The sequence below is a fragment of the Pseudorhodoplanes sinuspersici genome, from assembly GCF_002119765.1.
Taxonomy (GTDB): Bacteria; Pseudomonadota; Alphaproteobacteria; order Rhizobiales; family Xanthobacteraceae; genus Pseudorhodoplanes; species Pseudorhodoplanes sinuspersici.
The window spans coordinates 2890588-2911051 of record NZ_CP021112.1 but is presented as its reverse complement, the minus strand read 5'-3'; the positions used below and the strand labels follow the sequence as shown (position 1 = coordinate 2911051).

The following is a 20464-nucleotide window of genomic DNA, read 5'->3' as shown; positions in this document are numbered from 1 at the left end:
ATGTGACCGCCATCGCGCCGCGTTTCAGCGGGCGCCGTAAGCGTCTCACGTCAGGCAACGCATTCCAACCCGGTCCTTCGCGCCGGGCATCACGCCGGATCTCTTCGGCGAGAATGCATCGACGTGACCGAAGGACCATATCGGAACGAGTCTCTGATGATCCTTCTGACGTTACTTTGCGGGCGCAAGAAACTGCCCGCGCGCTACGCCAATATCATGATGCCGCTGGTGCTGTCGGTGCTGATGACCTTTATCGTCTCGGCGATCTCGACACTGAAAAGCCTTGGATTGTCGCCGGCCTTTGCACGGACCTGGCTGATGGCCTGGGGTCTGTCGTGGCTTGTCGCCTTCCCGACGCTGCTTGTTGTCCTGCCGCTCGTGCGGCGCATCGTGGCGCTGGTGGTGGAAACGCAAAAGCCGGCGCGTTGATGGCAAGCAAACGTGCAGGGGCCGCACAGAGCCCCTGACGTTTGCCGCCCCTTTCAGCGTTCAGTTGATGTTCAATGCCTTGCGCATCGCCGGCACCCACTTGTCGTATTCGCTCTGCATCAGTTTGGTGACTTCGGCTGCCGACATCGGCCGGATGTCGAAGGCATCCTGCTCGAGATGCTTCTTGACCGCCGGCACTGTCAGCGCCTTGTTCATCTGCTCATTGAGCTTGGCGACGATGTCGTCGGGCATGCCGCGCGGACCGGACAGCGACAGCCAGACGGTCGTGACGACATCCGGATAGCCCCTGTCCTTGAAGGTCGGGACAGCCGGAAAGTCCGGAACGCGATCGCCGGACGATACGGCGATCGGCAGCAATGTGCCGGCGCTGACATGCTCGCGCGCCGTCGACCAGGTGAGACTGCCCATCTTCACATGCCCGGCGAGAAGATCGCTCACCGCCGTGTTGCCGCCGCGATGCGGCACATGCACGAGCTTGATGCCGGCCTTGGAGGCAAAGTATTCGGCGACGGAATTGCCGCCCGATCCGGTGCCCGGCGACACATATTGCACGCCTTCAGGCGTCGCCTTCACCCAGCTCATGAAGTCCTCAAACGACTTCAGCCCCGTGGAGGGATGAACCACGAACGCGCTCGGCGATCCGCCGATATAGGCGATATGCGTGAAATCCTTGATCGGATCGAAGCCGATATTCTTGTGGATGGCCGGCGCCAGAACGTGCGTGCTCATACCGGAGATCATCAGCGTATAGCCATCGGGATCGGCACGTGCCACCGCCTTCGACCCCAGGGTCGTGCCGCCGCCACTCAGATTCTCAACATAGAATTGCTGTTTGAAATGCTCGCTCAGCACCTGCGCAAACAGGCGCGCGACGATGTCCGACTGTCCGCCTGCGCCGAACGGCACGACGATCTTGACCGGCCGTGTCGGCCAATCCGTCGCAGCGGCACCCGATAACGATGCAGCAAACCAGAGGCAGGCAAGGCCTGCCGCCCTCAAACCTTTCATGATGTCCTCCCGGATTTTATCTTTTGTTGGTCGTTTATGGACGTGAGACGACACCGCCTCGCGTCCATTCGTCAGCGGCCTGTCTGACCGTTCGTTCAAACTCCTTCAGGCTTTCCCGTAAGCGCGCGCCGCGAGCGTTTGCAGTTCATCGGCAATGTCGCCCGGCAGCTCGACCGGCGTGATGTGCCGCCCTTTCAGGATCTTCAACGTCGCACCCGTAATGCCTTGCTGCAATGCTTGCGCAGCGGCAACCGGCGTTGCGTAATCCTCCTCACCGACGATGACGGACACCGGCATCTTGTAACCCGCCATCAGCGAACGCAGATCGGCATCGCCCAGCATGATGCAGGACGCAACGTAACAATCAGGATCGTTGGCAACGAAGATGCCGATGTATTTTTCGAGCACATCCGGATTGGCTTCGCGAAACGCATCGGTGAACCAGCGCGTGGTCTGGAATTCCGCGAGACTTTGCAGGCCCTTCGCGCGCGCCGTTTCCGCGCGCTGCCGCCATTCGGCCGGCGCCTTCTCGCCATACCAGGCGGTCGTGTCGATCAGCGCGAGGCCTTGCGTGCGTTCAGGGTAAGCACCGGCAAAGGCCTGCGCCACGCAGCCGCCCATCGAGCAGCCCGCGACCACCGCATCGCGCCAGCCGACATGATCCATCAGAACAGCAAGATCGTCGGCAAAGAGCCGTGGCGTGTAATCGCCCGCCTTCCGATCCGAGGCGCCATGGCCGCGGCAATCGTAGACAAGGAGATCAGCCTTGTCCTTCAACCGCGCGACCACGCCATCCCACACGCTGCCGTCCAGCGCCAGCGAGTGGATCAGTACGATGCGCGGCTTGCCGGCCGTGCCGTGACGGCGATAGGCGAGACGCGCCCCGTCGCGCGTCGTCGCAAAGTTCAGTCCTTGCGCCAGCATGCTCAGACCGCAACCGCTTGCCGGGCCGGCTCGACCAACGGCACATTCATGGCGTCGTAACCGTAGAGCCATGACGTATCTTCCTCACCGCCGGACATCCAGGTGTTGGCGCTGGAGATCGCCTGGATGCGCGAGGTGCGCGGCTTGCGCGTTGCTTCATACATTTTGAAGGCGCGCTCGACATCATCGCTTTCCACCGCGGCAAGGCAGCGGGCGAGAACGGCCGCATCCTCGATCGAGGTCGCGGCGCCTTGCGCCATATACGGCGTCATCGGATGGCAGGCATCGCCGAGCAGCGCGACACGGCCATCGCTCCATTTCGGCAACGGTTCGCGCTCGAGGATCGCCCATTTGTGGCAATCCGGGCAGGCATTGAGAACCGACATCACTTCCGGATGGAAGCCTTCATAGGCGGCGCGCAATTCCTTGACGTCACCCTTGGCCGACCAGGATTCCTTGGTGATCCAGTTTGCCGGCTCGGGAACGGAGGTGACGAAATAGACCTCGCTGCGATCGGCCCGCGTATAATAGATGACGATGTGGCGATCCGGCCCCCACCATTTCGCGCGCGATGGGGCGATGGTCTTGCCGCCCATCAGCTTGGTGTCGAACACCGCGCGATAGGCGATGCGCCCTTTGTGGATCGGCGCATCCGGCCCGACGATGATCTCGCGCACCAGCGAATGCACGCCATCGGCACCGATCGCCGCGTCCGCCTGCGCGGTCGTGCCATCGGCGAAAGAGAGCGTCACCTTCCCGTTACGCTGATCGAGGCCGACCAGCTTCTTGTTCAGGTGAACGATTTCCTGCGGGATATTTGCAAGCAGCGCCTCGTGCAAATCGCCGCGATGCATGCACAGGAACGGCGCGCCGAACAGGCTTTCCGGCATCGGCAATTCGCGCTTCACTTCGCCGGTGTCCCAGACGCGGTTGAGATGCGAATAGGGCTCGAATGCGGTCTTGCGCAGCTTCTGCTCGATGCCGATGTGGCGCAGCACGCGCGACGAATTCGGCAGCATCTGGATGCCGGCGCCGATGCGCGCGAACTGCCGCGCCTGTTCGTAAACCTGAACGTCGATCCCGACCTGCCGCAAAGTCGCGGCGGCGGCGAGGCCTCCCATTCCGGCTCCGACGATGGCGATCGAAAGCGGTTTCGTCATTGGCGCTGCATCTCCCTCAAAGCGTCACTTCATTTGGCGGCTCTCACGGGCCGCTCGCTGTGAATTCGCCGGGAGGTTGGCCTCGCAGGAAAAGAATGTAAAATATTCTTTTAGTACAACTTTGGAACTTTATAGATACCATGGAACTTCGGCATCTTCGCTACTTCGTGGCCGTTGCGGAAAGCGGCAGCATCACCAAGGCGGCGCAGCGCCTCGGCATCCAGCAACCGCCGCTCGGCCAGCAGATCCGTGCGCTGGAAGCCGAGCTGAAGGTGCAATTGTTCGAACGCGCACCCAAGCGCATCGTGCTCAGCAATGCCGGCAGGGAATTTCTGAACGATGCGCGGCAGATCCTGCAGAGCGCGAAAGAGGCGATGGAAAAAGTGCGCCGCTTCGACCGCGGCGAACAGGGCCTGCTGACCGTCGGCTTCACCAGTTCTGCCTCGATGCATCCGATCGCACCGCGCATCCTCGGCGCCTTCAACAATGCTTATCCGCTCGCAAAGGTCGAGGTGGAGGAGCGCGAGACCTACGAATTGATCCTGCGGCTGCAACAGCGTGAACTCGATGCCGGCTTCATGCGCTTTGCGCCGCGCGATCTTCCGGGCCTGACGCGTGCGGTGTTGGTCGATGAGGAGATGGTGCTGGCCATTCCGCGCGACCATGCCTTGGCGCACAAGCCGAAACAGCCGGTGACGCTGAAGATGCTCAACGGAGAGGGCTTCGTGCTATATCGCCGTCGGGATGGCGTTGGCATCTATGACTGGCTGATTGCTTCGCTGGCCAAAGGCGGATTCATGCCACGCGTCACGCATGAGGTTCATCGCATGATGGCATCGATCAATCTGGTGGCGGCCGGAGCGGGACTGTCCTTCGTGCCGGCATCGATGCAGACGCTGCATCAGGAAGCCGTGGTCTATCGCCCGCTCGCGGCCAACATGCTGCCGCGCCTGCCGCTGTACCTCGTCCACCGCACCGACCAGGACCTGATGCTGGTGAAGAACTTCATCAGAGTGGCGATGACTGTGCCGCCGAAGGTGGCCAAAAAGAACGTAACAGCGAGGTGAACGAAGCGGCTATCGCTCCTGCAATGCCAGCCGCGCGCCGAGCGCAACGAAGGCGGCGGCAAAGGTGCGCCGCATCCACGTCATCACCGCCGGCCGCGAGACGACATGCTCGCGCATGGCCGCGGCGAACAAGCCGTAAATGGCGAAGACCACGAAGGTCATCGCCATGAACACCCCGGACAATTCCAGCATGCGCAGCAAGGGATGCGCTTCATCAGCGGCGATGAATTGCGGCAGGAAGGCCACGAAGAAGATCGACAGTTTCGGATTGAGAATGTTGACGAGAATGCCATCGATCACGACACGCCAGGCGGAGCGCGCATCCGGCGTCTTCTCGACACGCAGCACGCCGTGCTCGCGCAGCGACTGCCAGGCCATCCAGAGGAGATAGGCGACGCCGGCATATTTGACGATGTCGTAGGCGAGCGCGCTGGTGTGCAACACGGCAGCCAGGCCCATCATCGCCGCGATGAGATGCGGCACGATTCCGAGCGTGCAGGCGAACGCGGCCAGCACGCTGGCGCGACCACCGCGCGACAGCCCGGCGGCCAGCGTATAGACGACGCCGGTGCCGGGCGATGCCACGATGATCAGGGTGATGAGCAGGAATTCAAGCGTCATGACGAGCCCTCATTTCCTCTCGCAAAGTTTGCATACCGATCGGCGCGCGGCGCGGTCGAACTAGTTCCTGATCTTCTCCGCGAAGTAACCGAGCGTCTGGCGATAGACTTCCGACCTGTTCCACTCGCGCATCACCTCGAAATTCGGTGTCCCGATGGTGAACGGCTGACCCGGTCTCCAGCCATTGACTTTCAACAGATTGGCGGTGGAGGCAAGCACGTCCGGCACCGAATGGCGCAGATCGACATGGCCGTTGCCGTCGAAATCGACGCCATACTTGATGTAGGACGAGGGCAGGAATTGCGTCTGGCCGATCTCGCCCGCGTAAGCGCCGACCATGTCGCGCACCGGCAGATCGCCGCGCTGCACGATCTGCAAAGCGGCCATCAGCTCTCTCTGGAACAGCTCGGTGCGGCGGCAATCATGCGCCAGCGTCGCCAGCGTGCGGATCACCGGCAGCTTGCCCATGTCGGCGCCGTTGTCGGTCTCCATCGTCCAGATCGCGACGATCAGCTCGGCCGGCACGCCGAAGCGCTGTTCGACCCGGCTGAGCGTCGAGCCATGCCTGATCATCATCGCCTTGGCCCGCTTGATCCGGGCCGGGCCGACGCGCGTCGCCGCATATTCCTCGAAGGTCTTGCGAAAGGTGCCGCGCTGGCGCCGGTCGAAGGCCATGACGGCCGGGTCGTGGGTGACGCCATTGAGCCCGGCATTCAGCGTCGCTTGGGAAATTCCCTGCGCCTGCGCCTCGCGCGAGAATTCGGCGATGAAGCGATTGAAATCGCCACCGCATTGCGCCGCATCGGCGGGCCGGGTGGTCATCAGATTGGCGGACAGGAGGGTGGCGAGCAGGACGGCGGCAGGTCGGAAAAACATGCGAATCCTCAAAAAATCCCCGGCGCCCTTATCGCATGACGATTGCGGCAAAAGAAGTGGCGAGATGGCACAGACCGGTTAACGGCGATGCCCGCGAATGCCCCTGGCTTGTTCACCGTATCCCGGAGGTACTTGCGCCTCCGGGTTCAGCGCCGGGCTGATATGGCCGGCCCGATGCTTGCGCGACGGCGAAATCGCGTCGCGGTTCTCCAGCAGCCGTTTCGCGGCTTCGGCGGCCGCAAGGATATAGCCACGATCGGCATGGATCAGCGTCAATGTCATGGCACCTTCCCACAGCAGCATGATCTCACGAGCACGTTCAACGGCAGACGGGACATTCGTCTTCTCCAGCATCGCAACGAAGCTGGCCTCAACCGTCTGCTTGTGACGGCGCGCCACCATGCGGGCGGGATGGCCGGGCAGATCGGCGAGTTCGATCGCAACGCGCGTGAAGCCGGCACCCGTCCAGCGCGGCTTTGCCGCCCATTTCGCCAGATCGCCAAACAACACATCGAGACATGCGGCAGGTGTATCGTAGGTCTGATCGAAATATCGACGCAGCCGCTGCATCGACAATTCGCTCGCCTGCGACAACACCGCTGCCATCAAATCATCCTTGCTGCGGAAATGCTGATACAGCGTGCGCTTGGTGACGTGCGCCTGATCGGCAATGTCGTCGAGAGACGCGCGTACAAAGCCGTTGCGCCAGAACATGACGTGAGCGGCATCGACAATGCGGGCATGCGTCTGTTGCGATGATCGCGGCATGGCGAGACCCTGAGCGATGTATACGCGAGAGTGACTTTACGCTGGTCCCGCGCGGGCCTACAGAGCGATCTTACATTTGCCAGCACACATTGTCGGCACGCGTGACGGCGACAGACAAGAGGAGATTCGCATGGACTCTCTGCTTGCAATGATCGCTCTATGGCTTTCGTTCAATTTTGGTTTACCGGCGATATCCGAGCCGCCCAAAGTGGAAGTCGTGTCGGCGCAGGAAATTCTGTTCAAGCGATACAGAGCTTTCACGCCGCAGGCACAACAGGCTCTGCTCGCAACCGTTGGCGGCAACGACACGAACGGCAAAAGCCGCAAGGCCGTGGCGATTTACGATGAGCCGACCGGCACGATTTTTCTGACCGAAGGCTGGAACAGCAAAAACCCGGCCGATCTGTCGGTGCTGGTCCACGAAATGGTCCATCACGTCCAGCGCGAAGGCGGACTGCGTTACGAATGCCCGGCGGCGCGAGAGGAACTGGCCTATGCCGCGCAGGACAAGTGGCTGAATATGTTCGGCCGCAATCTGTTCGATGACTTCGATCTCGATGCCTTCACACTGCGGGTCAGCACATCCTGTGGATTATAAGGGAGTTCTTCTATTCTCACCGTGAGGATGCCGAACGGTGGGGATGTGCATGCAGACCCGCAGAACTTTTCAGCCTTGCCGGGATTGTCGTGCCGGGGGCCACAAACCCTGGAGAACACGCCATGCAAGCCCAGCAAATGATCAGCAGCCATCCCAGCATGCGCGGCGAAGCCAGCGACGCGCTCATTCGCTGTATCGAGGAATGCTATTCCTGCGCGCAGACCTGCACCTCCTGCGCCGACGCCTGTCTCGCCGAAGACAAGGTGAAGGACCTGACCCAGTGCATCCGGCTCAATCTCGATTGCGCCGACATCTGCAACATCACCGGCCGGATCGTCACCCGGCGCACCGGCTCCGACGAAGAAATGATGCACCGCATGCTGGACAGCTGCGCGGTCGCCTGCCGCCTCTGCGGCGATGAATGCATGCGCCACGCGGCGCAGCACGAGCATTGCCGCATCTGCGGGGAAGCCTGCCACCGCTGCATGCAGGCCTGCCAGGAGGCCGGACGCAAAATGCATTGAACGGCGTTTTCCATAAAGTCGCTAACTCCCGCCGATCAGAATGCCGGCGGCGAGCACCAGCGAACCGCCGAGCACCACCTGGAAAACCGCGCGCATGAACGGGGTTTCCATATAACGGTTCTGGATGAAGGCGATCGCCCACAGCTCGAAGAACACGACGATGCCGGCGATCGCCGTCGCCGTCCAGAATTCCGGAATGAGATAGGGCAATGCGTGACCGAGGCCGCCGAGCGTCGTCATCACCCCTGACGCAAGCCCGCGCTTGAGCGGTGAGCCGCGCCCGGAAATGACGCCGTCGTCATGCGCGGCTTCGGTGAAGCCCATGGAGATGCCGGCGCCGACCGAGGCCGCGAGCCCGACCACGAAGGTCGTCCAGGTGTTCTGCGTCGCGAACGCGGTGGCGAAGATCGGCGCCAGCGTCGACACCGAACCGTCCATCAATCCGGCAAGTCCCGGCTGCACCCAGGTCAGCACGAATTGCCGGTGCGCCTTCTCGTCTTCTTCCTTGCGCGTGCCGGTGTCCGCCGCGTCGGCATTCAGCTCTTCGGCCCGATGCTCGTGCTTGCGCTCGGCGGCGGCAAGATCGCCAAGGAGCTTGCGCGTATCGGGATCGCTGCTCGCCTGCGCCGCGCGGGTGTAGAAATTCGCCGCGTCGTCTTCCATCCGCGCGGCTTCGGAGCGGATGCGATCGAGACCGAGATTTTGAATGAGCCAGACCGGGCGGCGCGAATAATAGCCGGCCACATGCTCGCGCCGGATCAGCGGGATGACGCGGCCGAACCGCCGCTGGAAGGTATCGATCAGCAGGCGCCGATGCCCGTCCTCCTCCGCCGCCATGGCGTCGAACATCTCCGCCGTCGCCGGATAATCGTGGCGGAGCTGCTCGGCATAGCTGGCATAGATGCGCGCGTCGTCCTCCTCCGACGAAATCGCCAGCGCCAGGATCTCGGCTTCGGACAGATCGGTGAAGTTGCGGCGCGAACCGAAGGCGGAGAACATGGGCTTTTTCCAGATTGGAACGATTATAATCTAGATACGCCCGGCCGTCCGGCCCGGCAAGCGGCCTCCGTTGTCGCCCCACCTTCCGGGGACGACAAAAAAGACAAAGCTCCGCCGGCCCTGTTCTTTCGCCGGCGCGGGCGCGCCCGTATTCCAGATAGTCCGTTGCCCTTTTTCGCGTTGCGCATTGGGTACACCCAATGCACAAGGGCGCGCGGAACGCCGGGCTCTCAGCCTGCCCGCGGCCCCATGCGCAAAATGGAAAGCGCATGAGATTGGTAGCACCACGGAAAAGCTGGACGATTCCAGCGTTCCGCGCGCGGTGTTTGACGGTCTGCTCCTCGTCCCCGGTGGACAATCCTCCACCGTATTTCCTGCCGGGCGGCCACGCCCGACGGGACAAAGGCTTGAACCGGTCATGCCGCGAGGTCACGTCCTCCCCACAGCACAACCACCGCATCCCGCCCCGCGTCTCACGACGCTCATGAAACGCCCCTTGCAGCGGGGACGGGATGAGAAGGCATATAGTCCTAGATAGGAATTTTGTCAAGACGGCCGTAAACCGGGCCTTGAGACGCGCCTTCGGCGGACGCGAGTCGCACGATACAATCGTGCCGCTATCCTTCTTTTTCCGGCCACCTGCCCCAACAATCCAGCGCCCCCATCACGGCAATTCCGATCCAATACGAAACAATATCCCACCAGGAGAACACGCGGCCGAGCAGCAGAGCCCCAAACGTCGAATTACGAAACGTATCTAATGGCGGCCAATGCAATAGTTGGCTGAACTCCACAAAAGCGGCGAACACAGCCGCAAGCACCACGACGATTCTGATGGCAACGTTCGGCAACGCCACCCGAACACAGACGTAGACAAGCACGCCCCACAGAACCGATCCGCCATACTTTGCGACCACGGGAGGCAAATTCAGAACGGGCCAGCGCCACAGCAAACCGAGCGCAACAAGGGCCAGCCCCAAGGCTGCGTAGATCAATCGCAACTTCAAAGTCGAGTGTCGATTATCCTCTGCCTTGAACAAGGTCACGGCACACCGACACTTTCCGCAGCACCGGCGGACAATCGCTTCCCTTGCCTAACGGATATCGGCTTCTTGATAAGCACAACCAACGTGTAGCTGATGACAAGAAGCAGGAACCACGACCCCAGCTTGCCGACACCGACGAGCGTCCACGCCTTCGTCTGGTTCGGATAAATCCACGCTCTGCTGAAGGTGCCCGCATTCTCCGATATCCAAATAAAGACCGAGACCAGGAAAAGGCCAAGAAGCAGTGGCATCGAACGCTGAATTTTCCAGTTCGTGAAATAGACGGTCGTGCGTGCAAAGAGCAGGATTGTCACCGCAAACAACGCAAGGCGAATGTCGAAAACGTAGTGATGCGCAAAGAAGTTGACGTAAATCGCGATGCTCAAAACGACCAGTCCCCAGGTCGGCGGATGGTGCGAGAATTCGAAATGAAAGAGCCGCCACGCGCGGCATATGTAGCTGCCGATGCAGGAATACATGAAGCCCGTAAAGAGGGGCACGCCGGCGATCCGGAAGAAGCTCGGTTCGGGATAGATCCAAGAGCCCACGGAGGTCTTGAAAATCTCCATGGCTGTACCGACCACGTGATAAACAAGAATGACCTTGGCTTCCTCGAACGTCTCGAGCCGGAACGCCAGCAGAAAAACTTGTAGAGCCAGCGCAGCCAGAAACAGGAAATCGTAGCGCGCCAGAGGCAACGTCGCCGGATACCAAAAGTGGGTCACGACCAGAAGCACGACCATCATGCCACCAAACAGGCACGCCCAAGCCTGTTTCATGCCGAAGCGCAGAAACTCGTAGACGAGGGCCGTACTCCGGCGCTCCGCCATCCAAGATGCAACACGATGTTCCGTTTCGATGAAGGGCCTGAGCGCAGCCCATGTTGCCGCCGAGCTTCCGTTCTCTTTTGCGGCCGAGCGCGCGTCGAACATGATGATCCCTTGCAATAAATCTCAAAAAAAGCGCCGGGGGTGCCCCGGCGATGGCATTTCTAGGAATGCGCAAAATCGAGCCTAACAATGATGGCACAATATTGTCATCGTTCTGCTTGATCGGGCGACCCAGTAAACGCCAGCGCCCCCAATTGTTGAGCGCGGCGTTTGCATTCTGGGTCCCCGCCTTCGCGGGGAGTGTGTGGGGTGGAGAGGCTGTCAAACACAAACAACCAAACACGGCGCGCTGAGCACGTGTTCGCGGCCGCGCGACTTCAATCGAGCACGACCACCGCGTCGACCTCGAACAGCATGCCGTCGAGCGCGAGGCGCGGGACCGGCACCAGCGTCTGCGCCGGCAGCGCTACGCCGAACATCGCCTGCACATGTTCCGTCATCACCGGCAGCAAAGTCTGGTCGTAGCCGACCACATAGGTCATGTAAAATCGCTCCACAAACTCATTTTTTGACCATTGTTTTATATGGCTAAATAACCATATCATGAGCCGCAAACCGCATTTTGAATGGGATCTGGCGAAGGATCGCCGGAACCGGGAGAAGCACGGCATCGCGTTTCGCCTCGCGCAGCAGGCCTTCTTCGATCCGCGCCGTGTCATCGCGGAGGACATCGACCACAGCGAGAAGGAGCAACGCTATTTCTGTTTCGGATGGGTCGATGGCGGCGTGATGACCGTGCGCTTCACCTGGCGGGAGGGACGCATCCGCATCTTCGGCGCAGGCTATTGGCGGAAAGGAAAGAGAATTTATGAGCAGAAAAACCGTTAAATACACCACGGGCGAAATCGGCCGCGCGCGCGTGATCGAAGACTTCCTGCCCTCGCCCGATGAACTCGTCGCGCGCGACGACACGGTGAAGGTGACTCTGCAATTGTCACGGCGCAGCCTGGATTTCTTCAAGCGCGCGGCCAAGGCGCGGCGCGTACCCTATCAACGGATGATCCGCGCGCTGGTGGATCAATATGCGGAGAAGCAGGGCAAGGCGAAAGGCTAAAGCGTTTTCGCGCGAAGTGTGAGACACGCGCAAACAAAAACCCGGCTTGCGCGCGGCTATGCGCCCTCGTGCGCGGCGAAATCCGCCGGCGGCAGGCGATTGACCGGAAGGCTCGCCGGCTCGCCGTCGAACTGCGGCAGCAGATCGGCATAGGCGCAGCCGCGGCGGGCGCCGCTTTCCCCGGCGTCCGGCAAAGCCGGATGCGCGATCATGTGCGCCCGGATCTCCGCCGGCAGATCGCGCCAGGCGGGCACGAAGGACAACAGGATGCAATCGCGCCGCTCCGCGCTGCGGTTGGCATGCGTGCCGTGAAGAAGCCTGTAGTCGAGCACGACGGCATCGCCGGCGTGGAGCGCGAGCGTCACCTGCCCGGGATGATCGGCCATCGCGGCGTGATCCTCCGGCAGCCCATTCGCCGCTTGCGAATGCGGCTCGGGCAGCGCCCGGTGAAGCGTGCCGCCGGTGCGATGCGAGCCGGGCAGAACGCGCAGCGCGCCATTCTCCACGCCGGTGTCGGTGAGATAGCAAAGAACCGCGACCTGCGGCGCCACCTTTTGATAACTGACCGGATGGTCCCAGCACCACCAGTCCTGATGCCACCACAATGCCGGGCTCAACGGCGCCTTGCTGGTGACGTAAGCTGACAGCCATTTCAGATCGCGCGGCACAAGCACGCTGCGCAACAGCGCCATGCAGCGCGGCGAGCCGAGACAGCGGGCGACGATCGCGTCATCCCAGCGCAGCGGCAGCAGATCGTTACCCGGCCGGCTCATGCCGGCATGCCGCGGCGCGGTGAGCGTTTTGTCCACGGCGGCGCGCAGCGCCGACACGTCGCGCAGCGCGAGGAAGGACGGGATAAGCGCAAAACCCGTCTCGGCGAATGTCGGGGAATGGTGTGTCACACGTTGCCATCACCGTGCAGGGGCCTATCAGGATGCAGACATCGGCGGCCGTTGTCGAGCCGGTGCGCGCCCTGGCGAAGCGTATGCGCGGCGTGCGTGATCCTGCCGGATCGAACATGCCGATGTCACTGCGTCACGCTGGACCGCGCGACCGGACGGAGAAGGGGCGGCGCGCCCGGCGACGACGCCATGATCGGCTGCCATTTGGCATTCCAGCGCGCCATCGCCGTCCGGTCACCGTCAAACACCAGGTCGAGGAACGCCAGGGACAGCTCCGCCGTGGCCGCCTTCACCTTCGGATTGAGATCGAGGCCACCGGTCCCCGGGCGATCGGTGAACATGCTGTGCGATCCACCCTGAAACACAGCCAGCGCTTTGCGCGGCGTCGCGATGGCGTTGTAGATCGCCAGCCGGTCGGCCGCCGCCGAGTAATATCCGGGAATTTTGATGACATCGCCGGTGGATGTCACATGCAGCGTCGGGACCGTGACATTCTCGAGCACCGGCGCAAGCTGCGGTTCCCCGTAAAACGGCGGCGAGGAAATGACGATCGCCGCCGCGAAGCGCGGATCCTTCGCTTCCATCCGCCGGCCTTCGCGCATCACGCCAGCGCCAACAGCCACCAGCGCCGTGTTGGCGCCATACGAGTGGCCGGCCACGACGATCCGCTGGCGGTCGATCTGTGCCTCATAGGCGCCGACATCGCGCGACAGCACGCGGTCCAGTGCGAACCGCACATCCAGGCCCCGCGCCAGCGCCTCGCTTTCATGCGCCGCCTGCTGCAATCGCTGCACAAGGGTCAGAGGATTGCCGGCCCAGACCGACGTGTCGCTGCCCGCATGCTGAACGTGCAAACTCGCGACGCCGCGCGACGCCCAGTATCGCGCGAGATAACTGTATCCGCGGCGGGACCCGCCCATGCCATGCGAGAACACGATCAGCGGAATGCGTGCGCCGGGCGCGACATCATTCGGCCAATGCAGCCGGGCCGGAACCGGCCGCGAACGCGCACCATCGACCCAGTCGAAATCGACGATGCGAAAGGCCGACGCATTGGGTGTCGCCTGAGATATTGCCGGGGATTGCGCGCGCGCCGGGCCGGTCGCGGCTGCGCCGGTCAGCACCAGCGCAAGCAACAGGGCACCGAAAAGCCGCCAGCACGCCGCAACGCCCGTGCCGCTCAATTCCGTTTGCATGCCCGTTTGCATGAAGCCCCCTCATGGACCCAAAAGCCGGGAGATGTGAACCCGGAGCGCTGAACCGGATCATCCCGCAGGCGTCGATCTCACCCGATCTCTATCGCGGTCATAAAAGCGGCTTAAGTGAGCCAGCCGCCGCATCTTTACATTCCAGCAACAAATCAAAACGCCGCGCCCATTGCTGAGCGCGGCGTTTTGATTCTGCTTGCTCCACACTCTCCGCTCCTCCTCAAAAGACGCAGGCACAAACAAAAAACCCCGGCTTTCGCCGGGGCTTCTATTTCGATGGATTGCCGGGTCAAGCCCGGCAATTACACGCGATAAGTCAGTACTGACTTACGATCTCAGTTATCAAGGAACGACCGCAGCTTGCGGCTGCGTGACGGGTGCTTCAGCTTGCGCAACGCCTTCGCCTCGATCTGGCGGATACGTTCGCGCGTCACGCTGAATTGCTGGCCGACTTCCTCCAGCGTGTGGTCGGTATTCATGCCGATGCCAAAGCGCATGCGCAAGACGCGCTCCTCGCGCGGGGTGAGCGAGGCGAGCACGCGCGTCGTGGTCTCGCGCAGGTTGGACTGGATCGCCGCATCGATCGGCAGGATCGCGTTCTTGTCCTCGATGAAATCGCCGAGGTGACTGTCTTCCTCGTCGCCGATCGGCGTTTCGAGCGACAGCGGCTCCTTGGCGATCTTGAGAACCTTGCGCACCTTTTCCAGCGGCATGCCGAGCTTTTCGGCCAGCTCCTCCGGCGTCGGCTCGCGGCCGATCTCGTTCAGCATCTGCCGCGAGGTGCGGACGATCTTGTTGATCGTCTCGATCATATGCACCGGAATGCGGATGGTGCGGGCCTGATCGGCGATCGAACGGGTGATCGCCTGCCGGATCCACCATGTCGCGTAGGTCGAGAACTTGTAGCCGCGGCGGTATTCGAACTTATCGACCGCCTTCATCAGGCCGATATTGCCTTCCTGAATGAGGTCGAGGAACTGCAGGCCGCGATTGGTGTATTTCTTGGCGATCGAGATGACGAGGCGGAGGTTCGCCTCGACCATTTCCTTCTTCGCCTGACGGGCTTCGCGCTCGCCCTTCTGCACCGAATGCACGATCTTGCGGAATTCGCCGATCTCGAGGCCGGTCTCGGCCGCGAGCGTGTGAATGGCGCCGCGCAGATCCTTCACCTTCTCCTTGTCGTTGGCGACAAGGTTCTTCCAGCCCTTGGCCGACAGCTTCGACACGCGGTTGACCCAGCGCGGATCGAGTTCCGAGCCGAAATAGTTCTTCAGAAAGTCGTCTCTCGCGACGCCATGGCTTTCGGCCAGACGCATCATCCGGCCTTCGAGGCCGACCAGGCGCTTGTTGATCTCGTAAAGCTGATCGACGAGGGAGTCGATGCGCGCCTGGTTGAGGCGCAGCGACTTCACCGCGGTGATGATCTCGTCCTTCAGCTTCTTGTATTTGCGCTCCTGGCTGGGCGACAGCGAGTCCGACTTCAGACGCAGCTCGATATCCTGCTCCTGCAGCTTGCGCAGGCGCTTGTATTCGTTGGCGACGGTGTCGAAAGTTTCCAGCACCTTCGGCTTCAGCTCGGCCTCGATCGCGGCGAGCGACATCGAGTTCTCGAACTCGTCGTCGTCCATGTCGGCTTCGGCGGCGAGTTCGGCCGGGTCCTTCTCCTCGCCATCGGCGACGCTGGGCGAGGCCTTGAACGGCGTCGCCTGCGCGGGGGCGGATGGCGGCGACGCCTCCGCAAATTCAGAGCCGGGCAGCGGCTTGCCGTCGGGGCCGACCGGCGCCGGCATCTTCGCATCCGGGCCGGCATAGGTGGCTTCCAGATCGATGATGTCGCGCAGGAAGACCTTGCCCTCGTTCAGTTCGTCGCGCCAGATGATGATCGCCTGGAAGGTCAGCGGGCTTTCGCAGAGCCCGGCGATCATCGCCTCGCGACCGGCCTCGATGCGCTTGGCGATGGCGATTTCGCCTTCGCGCGACAAGAGCTCGACCGAGCCCATTTCGCGCAGATACATGCGCACAGGATCGTCGGTGCGTTCGGACGGCTCTTTCTTTTCGGTGGTCGCGAGCGGCTTGGCGGTGACTTCGACCAGCTCGCCACCCTCGTCGTCGTCGTCCTCTTCCTTCTCGCCGTCCTCGTCCGCCGCCTCGTCCTGCTCGATGACGTTGATGCCCATTTCGGACAGCATCGACAGCGTGTCCTCGATCTGCTCGGAGGTGACCTCCTCCGACGGCATCACGGCGTTGAGCTGCTCGTAGGTAATATAGCCGCGCTTCTTTGCCTGCTTGATCATCTTGCGGACGGCGGCATCGGACAGGTCGAGCAACGGCAGCGGCGTATCCGGTGTCGCCTCGGCGTCCTTGTCCTTCTCGGCGGCTTCATCCTTGGTCTGGCCGACCTTGGCCTTCACGGCCTCCTTTTCGGATACGGCCTTGACGGCGGTTTTCTGGGCGGGGCGGACGGGCTCTGGGCGCGCGGGCGCCTTCGCAGCAGGTTTGGCGGTGACTTTCACTGGTTCCTTCACTGGTTCTTTGGCGGGCGCAGGCTTGGACGCGGCCTTTCCGGTCGCGGACTTGACCAGCGATTTGACGGTATTCTTGATGGAGGTCTTGACCTTGGCCGCCGTCTTGCTGGTCGCGCTCTTGCTCGCCATTTAGTTCTCTCTCCCGCAGCGGGGTTCTCCCGCCGTATCGACCACCCCTACCCTATGGCGAGAGACTCGATCTTACGCTGAGTCCATGCGCCCGAGGTTGCCGAATCAACACACCGACTGTCGCCGGGCTCCCTTAAGTGGGGATTAACCCTAAAAGGATCCCGTGCCTTTGCTAAAAAAAGCCCCAGATACGGGGCAATTCCCATAAAGCTTGCCCGAAATGCATGCCGGGCCGCAAAACTCAAGACCCCCTGACGGACCGCCCGGACGACGCTCCAAAGCCCTCGATGAGCGCCTCGGTTCCCTCGAGGGCCGCGAGCCTGTTCTGAACGTCCCGGATCCAGGCAAAATTGGCTTCGCTCGGATCGTCCCCGAGCGCGCGCTCTGCGTCTTTCAGCTCCCTATTTAACGTGCGTGTCTTGCGATGCAAGGTAACGATGTGTGCCCACCATTGAGAAACATCGGTTTCTCCGGCTCCGGCGCGGGCCGGCCAGTCCGAAGTATGGGTGATGGCGCCGCGAACCCGCATGATCAGGGGGTCGAGGCCGCGTGCTGCCAGATCCCGTTTCAGGGTTTCACTCTCGATCGCCGTCTCGCCTGAGGCGGTCTCCAGCACCGCCCGGCGGAGCTGATCGGCGTCGGGATGGACCAGTTCGATCTCGGCGAATTCCTCGAGATGGGTTTCCAAAAGCCAGGGGTGCTCGATCACTGCCATCAGGATCAGCGCCTCCCGCGGCGGCATGGCGCTGCGATGGCCGCGGACCAGCGAACTTTGCCCGATCCGGGGTGATGGCGCCGCGAAGGGATCGGGCATCGGCCGCTGCCCACCCCGCCAGTTGCCGCGCTGGTTGCCGCCGCCGCTGCGCCGTCCCGCTGTTTCGTAGCGCCGGCCGCGTTCGAAGCCCTGGCCCTGCGGCGGCATGAACAAGGCCCGTACGCGAGCATCGAAATCCTGCTTGTAATATTTCCGCACCGCCTCATGGCCGATGCCATTGAGAATCTCGCCGAGACGCGCTTCCAAAGCGGCACGGCGTTCCGGCGTCTCGAAGGCGGCGCTTTCGGTCTCGCGCATCCAGAGGATATCGGCGAGCGGGCGGGCGCTTTTCAGCACCTCGTCCATCGCCGCGCGGCCGCCGGAGCGAATGAGATCGTCCGGGTCCTGCCCTTCCGGCAGCATGGCGAAGGTCAGACTCTTGCCCGGCATCAATTTCGGCAACGCCAGATCGACCGCGCGATAGGCGGCTCTGCGTCCCGCTTTATCGCCGTCGAAACACAGCATCGGCTCGTCGGCGATGCGCCACAGAAGGCCGAGTTGTTCTTCGGTCAGCGCGGTGCCGAGCGGCGCCACCGCGCCTTCAAAACCCGCCGTCACCATCGCGATCACATCGACATAGCCTTCGACGACAATCAGCGCCTTGCCGTCATGCACCGCCTGCCGCGCTTTCGCGCCGTTGAACAGGATCGAGCCTTTGTGGAAGAGCGGCGTTTCCGGCGAGTTGAGATATTTCGCCGGTGCTTCGGGATCGAGCGCACGGCCGCCGAATGCAATCAGCCGTCCGCGCCAATCGGGAATGGGAAACATCACGCGATCGCGGAAGCGATCATACGGCACCGGGATATCGTCGCCGGCAATCGTCAATCCGGCCTCGATCATGTCTTCGACCGGAACGCCCTGATGGCCGAGATGCTCCTTCAATGCGAAACGGTCGGCCGGCGCATAGCCCATGCGGAAGCGCACCTGCGTTTCCGGGCCGATGCCGCGATCGGCGAGATAGCCGCGCGCCTTGGCGCCGGCGCGCGACTGCAACGTGCTTTCGAAAAACCTGGCGGCAAGATCGATCACTTCATGCAGCGTCTTCCGTCGCTGCTCGCGGACGGTCTCCTCCTGCGACACCTTCGGCATCGGCACGCCGGCCATCGCCGCCAGTCGCTCGACGGCTTCGGGGAAGGCGACGCCTTCGGTCATCATCACGAAATCGAAGATGCTGCCATTCTTGCCGGAGGAGAAATCGAACCACGCCTGTTTCTGGTCGTTGACGAAAAACGACGGCGTCTTTTCCTGATTGAAGGGCGAGAGGCCGCGCCATTCCCGCCCGGCCTTTTTCAGCTTCACGCGGCGGCCCACGACCTCCGACACCGGGAGGCGTTCGCGGAGTTCCTCGAGAAACTGGGGCGAAAAGCGCATGGGGTGGCTATACCGAATCGGTGTCCCCCGAGGATAGCCGTCCGATCCAGGCGAAGTCGGGAAGGACTGATTTTATTTATTTTTGGGGGCTTTTCCCCGCTTTTCCACAGGCAGGAAACAGCTTCTTCCAGGCGCCCGTCCTTTCCGATCCTCTCGCCTTTTGCGAAGCCCGGTCGTTAACGGCCCGCTCGGCCGAGCGGATGCAAAATGGCGTCCCATAAGATCTCCGAAGAAAATTCAGGGTTTCGAGCCATGCCGATCGATGAGGATGAGGTGCGCAAGGCCTGGGACCGCAACGCGGACCTGTGGGCGGACCGCGTGCGCGCCGGCATGGATCTCTACCGCGAGGCTTTCAACAATCCGAGCTTCCTTGCGGCCTTGCCGGACCTTACCGGCCGCGATGTGATTGATCTCGGCTGCGGTGAAGGCACCAATACGCGGCTTCTCGCCCGCCGTGGCGCGCGCATGACCGGCATCGACCTGTCGCCACAGATGATTGCCGCCGCCCACGCCGAGGAGAAACGCGAGCCGCTCGGCATCGCTTATGACGTCGCGTCCTATACGACGCGCACGCCCTTTCCCGATGGCCGTTTCGATGCGGCCGTCTCCACCATGGCGCTGATGGACAGCCCGGACTTCCCGGCCGCCGCGCGGGAGACGTTCCGGCTGCTGAAGCCGGGCGCGCCCTTTATCTTCAGCGTGCTCCACCCCTGCTTCGTCACACCCGGCATCCGCTGGCTGAAGGACGCGGAGGGGCGCGACACCGAACTCGTCGTCAGCCGCTATTTCGACGAGGGTTCCTTCGTCGAACGCTGGCGCTTCAGCAAGGATCCCGAGGCGGAGCTGTTTGAAAAATTCGAGGTGCCGCGCTTTCCCCGCCGTCTCGAGACTTATGTGAACGGGCTGATCGATGCGGGCTTCCGCATCACGCGCCTCACCGAGCCGCGGCCGACCGAAGAGATGGCCGCCGCCCATCCCTGGCTCGCGCGCTGGCGCGAGCATGCCGCCATTTTTCTTTATATTGCGGCGGAGAAGCCGGGCGGCGCGTAGATCGGCTAGAGGCCCCACTGATAAATTGCATGCTTTGCGGTGACGTTTGCGCAACTCTCACGGCCCCAACATCTTAGCTCATGAGCGAAAGAGCGGAGCGCAGACAGTGAAGACAATGATGCGTCTGAAACTGGCAGCATTGGCTCTCGTTGCGATGGCCATCGCGACACAGGCCGACGCGGCAAGCTTTGATTGCAGCAAGGCCCGGATGCCGGATGAAAAGGCCGTTTGCGGACATCCCGGCCTTTCGGAACTCGACACGCAGATGGCGGCCTTGTGGTACAGCTACAAGCGCTTCCCTTTCCTGATGGGCGCGAACGGCGTGCGATGGGACGACGCGCATCGCTTTCTGGCTGACCGCCGCCAATGCGGCGCCAATGTCGCCTGTTTGCGCCGCGTTTATCAGGCGCGGATCAGTGCGCTGAAAGCCGGCATCCGCTGGGGCATGCAGAACTACACCCGACAATGATTCTCCGAGAG

The 20464-nt window shown here is 62.3% G+C and carries 21 protein-coding genes and 1 pseudogene; 8 read left to right on the top strand and 14 right to left on the bottom strand.

What is annotated here, in order from left to right:
- Nucleotides 1–156 precede the first annotated feature (156 nt).
- Complete coding sequence (locus tag CAK95_RS14040; RefSeq protein WP_086088474.1) at nt 157–429, top strand: DUF2798 domain-containing protein; 273 nt, start codon at nt 157–159, stop codon at nt 427–429.
- Nucleotides 430–489: 60 nt separating this feature from the next.
- On the opposite strand, the gene CAK95_RS14035 is transcribed toward CAK95_RS14040, so the two are convergent.
- The 3 genes from CAK95_RS14035 to CAK95_RS14025 all read right to left on the bottom strand — a co-directional run bounded on the left by CAK95_RS14035 (nt 490) and on the right by CAK95_RS14025 (nt 3542).
- On the bottom strand, nt 490–1458 hold the full coding sequence (locus tag CAK95_RS14035; RefSeq protein ID WP_086088473.1) for a Bug family tripartite tricarboxylate transporter substrate binding protein: 969 nt from the start codon (nt 1456–1458) through the stop codon (nt 490–492).
- A gap of 105 nt (nt 1459–1563) precedes the next feature.
- Complete coding sequence (locus CAK95_RS14030) at nt 1564–2382, bottom strand: alpha/beta fold hydrolase (RefSeq protein WP_086088472.1); 819 nt, start codon at nt 2380–2382, stop codon at nt 1564–1566.
- A gap of 2 nt (nt 2383–2384) precedes the next feature.
- On the bottom strand, nt 2385–3542 hold the full coding sequence (locus tag CAK95_RS14025; RefSeq protein ID WP_086088471.1) for an FAD-dependent monooxygenase: 1158 nt from the start codon (nt 3540–3542) through the stop codon (nt 2385–2387).
- 140 nt (nt 3543–3682) lie between these two features.
- Between CAK95_RS14025 and CAK95_RS14020 the strand changes: the two genes are divergently transcribed.
- Entirely contained in the window at nt 3683–4609 is a 927-nt protein-coding gene (locus CAK95_RS14020; RefSeq protein ID WP_086088470.1) for a LysR family transcriptional regulator, read from the top strand.
- 9 nt (nt 4610–4618) lie between these two features.
- On the opposite strand, the gene CAK95_RS14015 is transcribed toward CAK95_RS14020, so the two are convergent.
- From CAK95_RS14015 to CAK95_RS14005, 3 genes are all read right to left on the bottom strand, one after another.
- Nucleotides 4619–5230 carry a LysE family translocator gene (locus CAK95_RS14015; RefSeq protein WP_086088469.1) on the bottom strand — a complete coding sequence of 204 codons (612 nt, stop codon included), beginning with the start codon at nt 5228–5230 and terminating at the stop codon, nt 4619–4621.
- A gap of 60 nt (nt 5231–5290) precedes the next feature.
- On the bottom strand, nt 5291–6106 hold the full coding sequence (locus CAK95_RS14010; protein ID WP_086088468.1) for a lytic murein transglycosylase: 816 nt from the start codon (nt 6104–6106) through the stop codon (nt 5291–5293).
- Between the two features lie 78 nt (nt 6107–6184).
- The gene (locus tag CAK95_RS14005) at nt 6185–6874 is read right to left on the bottom strand and encodes a TetR/AcrR family transcriptional regulator (RefSeq protein WP_086088467.1); all 690 of its coding nucleotides are present in this window, start codon (nt 6872–6874) and stop codon (nt 6185–6187) included.
- A gap of 130 nt (nt 6875–7004) precedes the next feature.
- On the opposite strand from CAK95_RS14005, the gene CAK95_RS14000 reads away from it, so the two are divergent.
- Complete coding sequence (locus tag CAK95_RS14000; protein WP_086088466.1) at nt 7005–7472, top strand: DUF6647 family protein; 468 nt, start codon at nt 7005–7007, stop codon at nt 7470–7472.
- A 122-nt stretch (nt 7473–7594) separates the two neighbouring features.
- Nucleotides 7595–7996, top strand: a complete 402-nt coding sequence (locus CAK95_RS13995) for a four-helix bundle copper-binding protein (RefSeq protein ID WP_086088465.1) — start codon at nt 7595–7597, stop codon at nt 7994–7996.
- A 21-nt stretch (nt 7997–8017) separates the two neighbouring features.
- Here CAK95_RS13995 and mbfA read toward each other — a convergent pair whose 3' ends face one another.
- From mbfA to CAK95_RS29220, 4 genes and pseudogenes are all read right to left on the bottom strand, one after another.
- Nucleotides 8018–8995 (bottom strand): iron exporter MbfA, encoded by a 978-nt coding sequence (mbfA, locus tag CAK95_RS13990; protein ID WP_086088464.1) that lies wholly within the window; start codon nt 8993–8995, stop codon nt 8018–8020.
- 617 nt (nt 8996–9612) lie between these two features.
- Entirely contained in the window at nt 9613–9990 is a 378-nt protein-coding gene (locus CAK95_RS13985) for a ribosomal maturation YjgA family protein (protein ID WP_245303760.1), read from the bottom strand.
- A 47-nt stretch (nt 9991–10037) separates the two neighbouring features.
- A complete protein-coding gene (locus tag CAK95_RS13980; RefSeq protein WP_086088463.1) occupies nt 10038–10973 on the bottom strand; it encodes a DUF817 domain-containing protein in 936 nt (311 codons plus the stop codon).
- Between the two features lie 275 nt (nt 10974–11248).
- A pseudogene (locus CAK95_RS29220) lies at nt 11249–11359 on the bottom strand (RidA family protein); the annotation flags it as partial.
- Between the two features lie 115 nt (nt 11360–11474).
- On the opposite strand from CAK95_RS29220, the gene CAK95_RS29215 reads away from it, so the two are divergent.
- Together CAK95_RS29215 and CAK95_RS29210 are read left to right on the top strand one after the other, a co-directional pair.
- Nucleotides 11475–11759 carry a BrnT family toxin gene (locus CAK95_RS29215; protein WP_120265411.1) on the top strand — a complete coding sequence of 95 codons (285 nt, stop codon included), beginning with the start codon at nt 11475–11477 and terminating at the stop codon, nt 11757–11759.
- The gene (locus CAK95_RS29210) at nt 11740–11985 is read left to right on the top strand and encodes a hypothetical protein (RefSeq protein ID WP_120265410.1); all 246 of its coding nucleotides are present in this window, start codon (nt 11740–11742) and stop codon (nt 11983–11985) included. Before CAK95_RS29215 ends, CAK95_RS29210 begins: the two co-directional genes overlap by 20 nt.
- Before the next feature lie 56 nt (nt 11986–12041).
- Here CAK95_RS29210 and CAK95_RS13970 read toward each other — a convergent pair whose 3' ends face one another.
- The 4 genes from CAK95_RS13970 to dnaG all read right to left on the bottom strand — a co-directional run bounded on the left by CAK95_RS13970 (nt 12042) and on the right by dnaG (nt 18934).
- Nucleotides 12042–12887 carry a phytanoyl-CoA dioxygenase family protein gene (locus tag CAK95_RS13970; protein ID WP_086088462.1) on the bottom strand — a complete coding sequence of 282 codons (846 nt, stop codon included), beginning with the start codon at nt 12885–12887 and terminating at the stop codon, nt 12042–12044.
- Nucleotides 12888–13012: 125 nt separating this feature from the next.
- Nucleotides 13013–14095 (bottom strand): alpha/beta hydrolase family protein, encoded by a 1083-nt coding sequence (locus CAK95_RS13965; protein WP_245303759.1) that lies wholly within the window; start codon nt 14093–14095, stop codon nt 13013–13015.
- A gap of 335 nt (nt 14096–14430) precedes the next feature.
- Nucleotides 14431–16749 (bottom strand): RNA polymerase sigma factor RpoD, encoded by a 2319-nt coding sequence (gene rpoD / locus CAK95_RS13960; protein WP_245303758.1) that lies wholly within the window; start codon nt 16747–16749, stop codon nt 14431–14433.
- A gap of 241 nt (nt 16750–16990) precedes the next feature.
- Nucleotides 16991–18934 (bottom strand): DNA primase, encoded by a 1944-nt coding sequence (dnaG, locus tag CAK95_RS13955; RefSeq protein WP_086088461.1) that lies wholly within the window; start codon nt 18932–18934, stop codon nt 16991–16993.
- A 207-nt stretch (nt 18935–19141) separates the two neighbouring features.
- Between dnaG and CAK95_RS13950 the strand changes: the two genes are divergently transcribed.
- Together CAK95_RS13950 and CAK95_RS13945 are read left to right on the top strand one after the other, a co-directional pair.
- Nucleotides 19142–19984 carry a class I SAM-dependent methyltransferase gene (locus tag CAK95_RS13950; RefSeq protein WP_245303756.1) on the top strand — a complete coding sequence of 281 codons (843 nt, stop codon included), beginning with the start codon at nt 19142–19144 and terminating at the stop codon, nt 19982–19984.
- Between the two features lie 115 nt (nt 19985–20099).
- Complete coding sequence (locus CAK95_RS13945) at nt 20100–20453, top strand: lysozyme inhibitor LprI family protein (RefSeq protein ID WP_086088459.1); 354 nt, start codon at nt 20100–20102, stop codon at nt 20451–20453.
- The last annotated feature ends 11 nt before the right edge of the window (nt 20454–20464 follow it).

Coding starts and splice junctions, on each gene's coding strand:
- CAK95_RS14040 (WP_086088474.1), top strand. CDS start 157: ATGATCCTTCTGACGTTACTTTGCGGGCGCAAGAAACTGCCCGCGCGC.
- CAK95_RS14035 (WP_086088473.1), bottom strand. CDS start 1,458: ATGAAAGGTTTGAGGGCGGCAGGCCTTGCCTGCCTCTGGTTTGCTGCA.
- CAK95_RS14030 (WP_086088472.1), bottom strand. CDS start 2,382: ATGCTGGCGCAAGGACTGAACTTTGCGACGACGCGCGACGGGGCGCGT.
- CAK95_RS14025 (WP_086088471.1), bottom strand. CDS start 3,542: ATGACGAAACCGCTTTCGATCGCCATCGTCGGAGCCGGAATGGGAGGC.
- CAK95_RS14020 (WP_086088470.1), top strand. CDS start 3,683: ATGGAACTTCGGCATCTTCGCTACTTCGTGGCCGTTGCGGAAAGCGGC.
- CAK95_RS14015 (WP_086088469.1), bottom strand. CDS start 5,230: ATGACGCTTGAATTCCTGCTCATCACCCTGATCATCGTGGCATCGCCC.
- CAK95_RS14010 (WP_086088468.1), bottom strand. CDS start 6,106: ATGTTTTTCCGACCTGCCGCCGTCCTGCTCGCCACCCTCCTGTCCGCC.
- CAK95_RS14005 (WP_086088467.1), bottom strand. CDS start 6,874: ATGCCGCGATCATCGCAACAGACGCATGCCCGCATTGTCGATGCCGCT.
- CAK95_RS14000 (WP_086088466.1), top strand. CDS start 7,005: ATGGACTCTCTGCTTGCAATGATCGCTCTATGGCTTTCGTTCAATTTT.
- CAK95_RS13995 (WP_086088465.1), top strand. CDS start 7,595: ATGCAAGCCCAGCAAATGATCAGCAGCCATCCCAGCATGCGCGGCGAA.
- mbfA (WP_086088464.1), bottom strand. CDS start 8,995: ATGTTCTCCGCCTTCGGTTCGCGCCGCAACTTCACCGATCTGTCCGAA.
- CAK95_RS13980 (WP_086088463.1), bottom strand. CDS start 10,973: ATGTTCGACGCGCGCTCGGCCGCAAAAGAGAACGGAAGCTCGGCGGCA.
- CAK95_RS29215 (WP_120265411.1), top strand. CDS start 11,475: ATGAGCCGCAAACCGCATTTTGAATGGGATCTGGCGAAGGATCGCCGG.
- CAK95_RS29210 (WP_120265410.1), top strand. CDS start 11,740: ATGAGCAGAAAAACCGTTAAATACACCACGGGCGAAATCGGCCGCGCG.
- CAK95_RS13965 (WP_245303759.1), bottom strand. CDS start 14,095: ATGCAAACGGGCATGCAAACGGAATTGAGCGGCACGGGCGTTGCGGCG.
- rpoD (WP_245303758.1), bottom strand. CDS start 16,749: ATGGCGAGCAAGAGCGCGACCAGCAAGACGGCGGCCAAGGTCAAGACC.
- dnaG (WP_086088461.1), bottom strand. CDS start 18,934: ATGCGCTTTTCGCCCCAGTTTCTCGAGGAACTCCGCGAACGCCTCCCG.
- CAK95_RS13950 (WP_245303756.1), top strand. CDS start 19,142: ATGGCGTCCCATAAGATCTCCGAAGAAAATTCAGGGTTTCGAGCCATG.
- CAK95_RS13945 (WP_086088459.1), top strand. CDS start 20,100: ATGATGCGTCTGAAACTGGCAGCATTGGCTCTCGTTGCGATGGCCATC.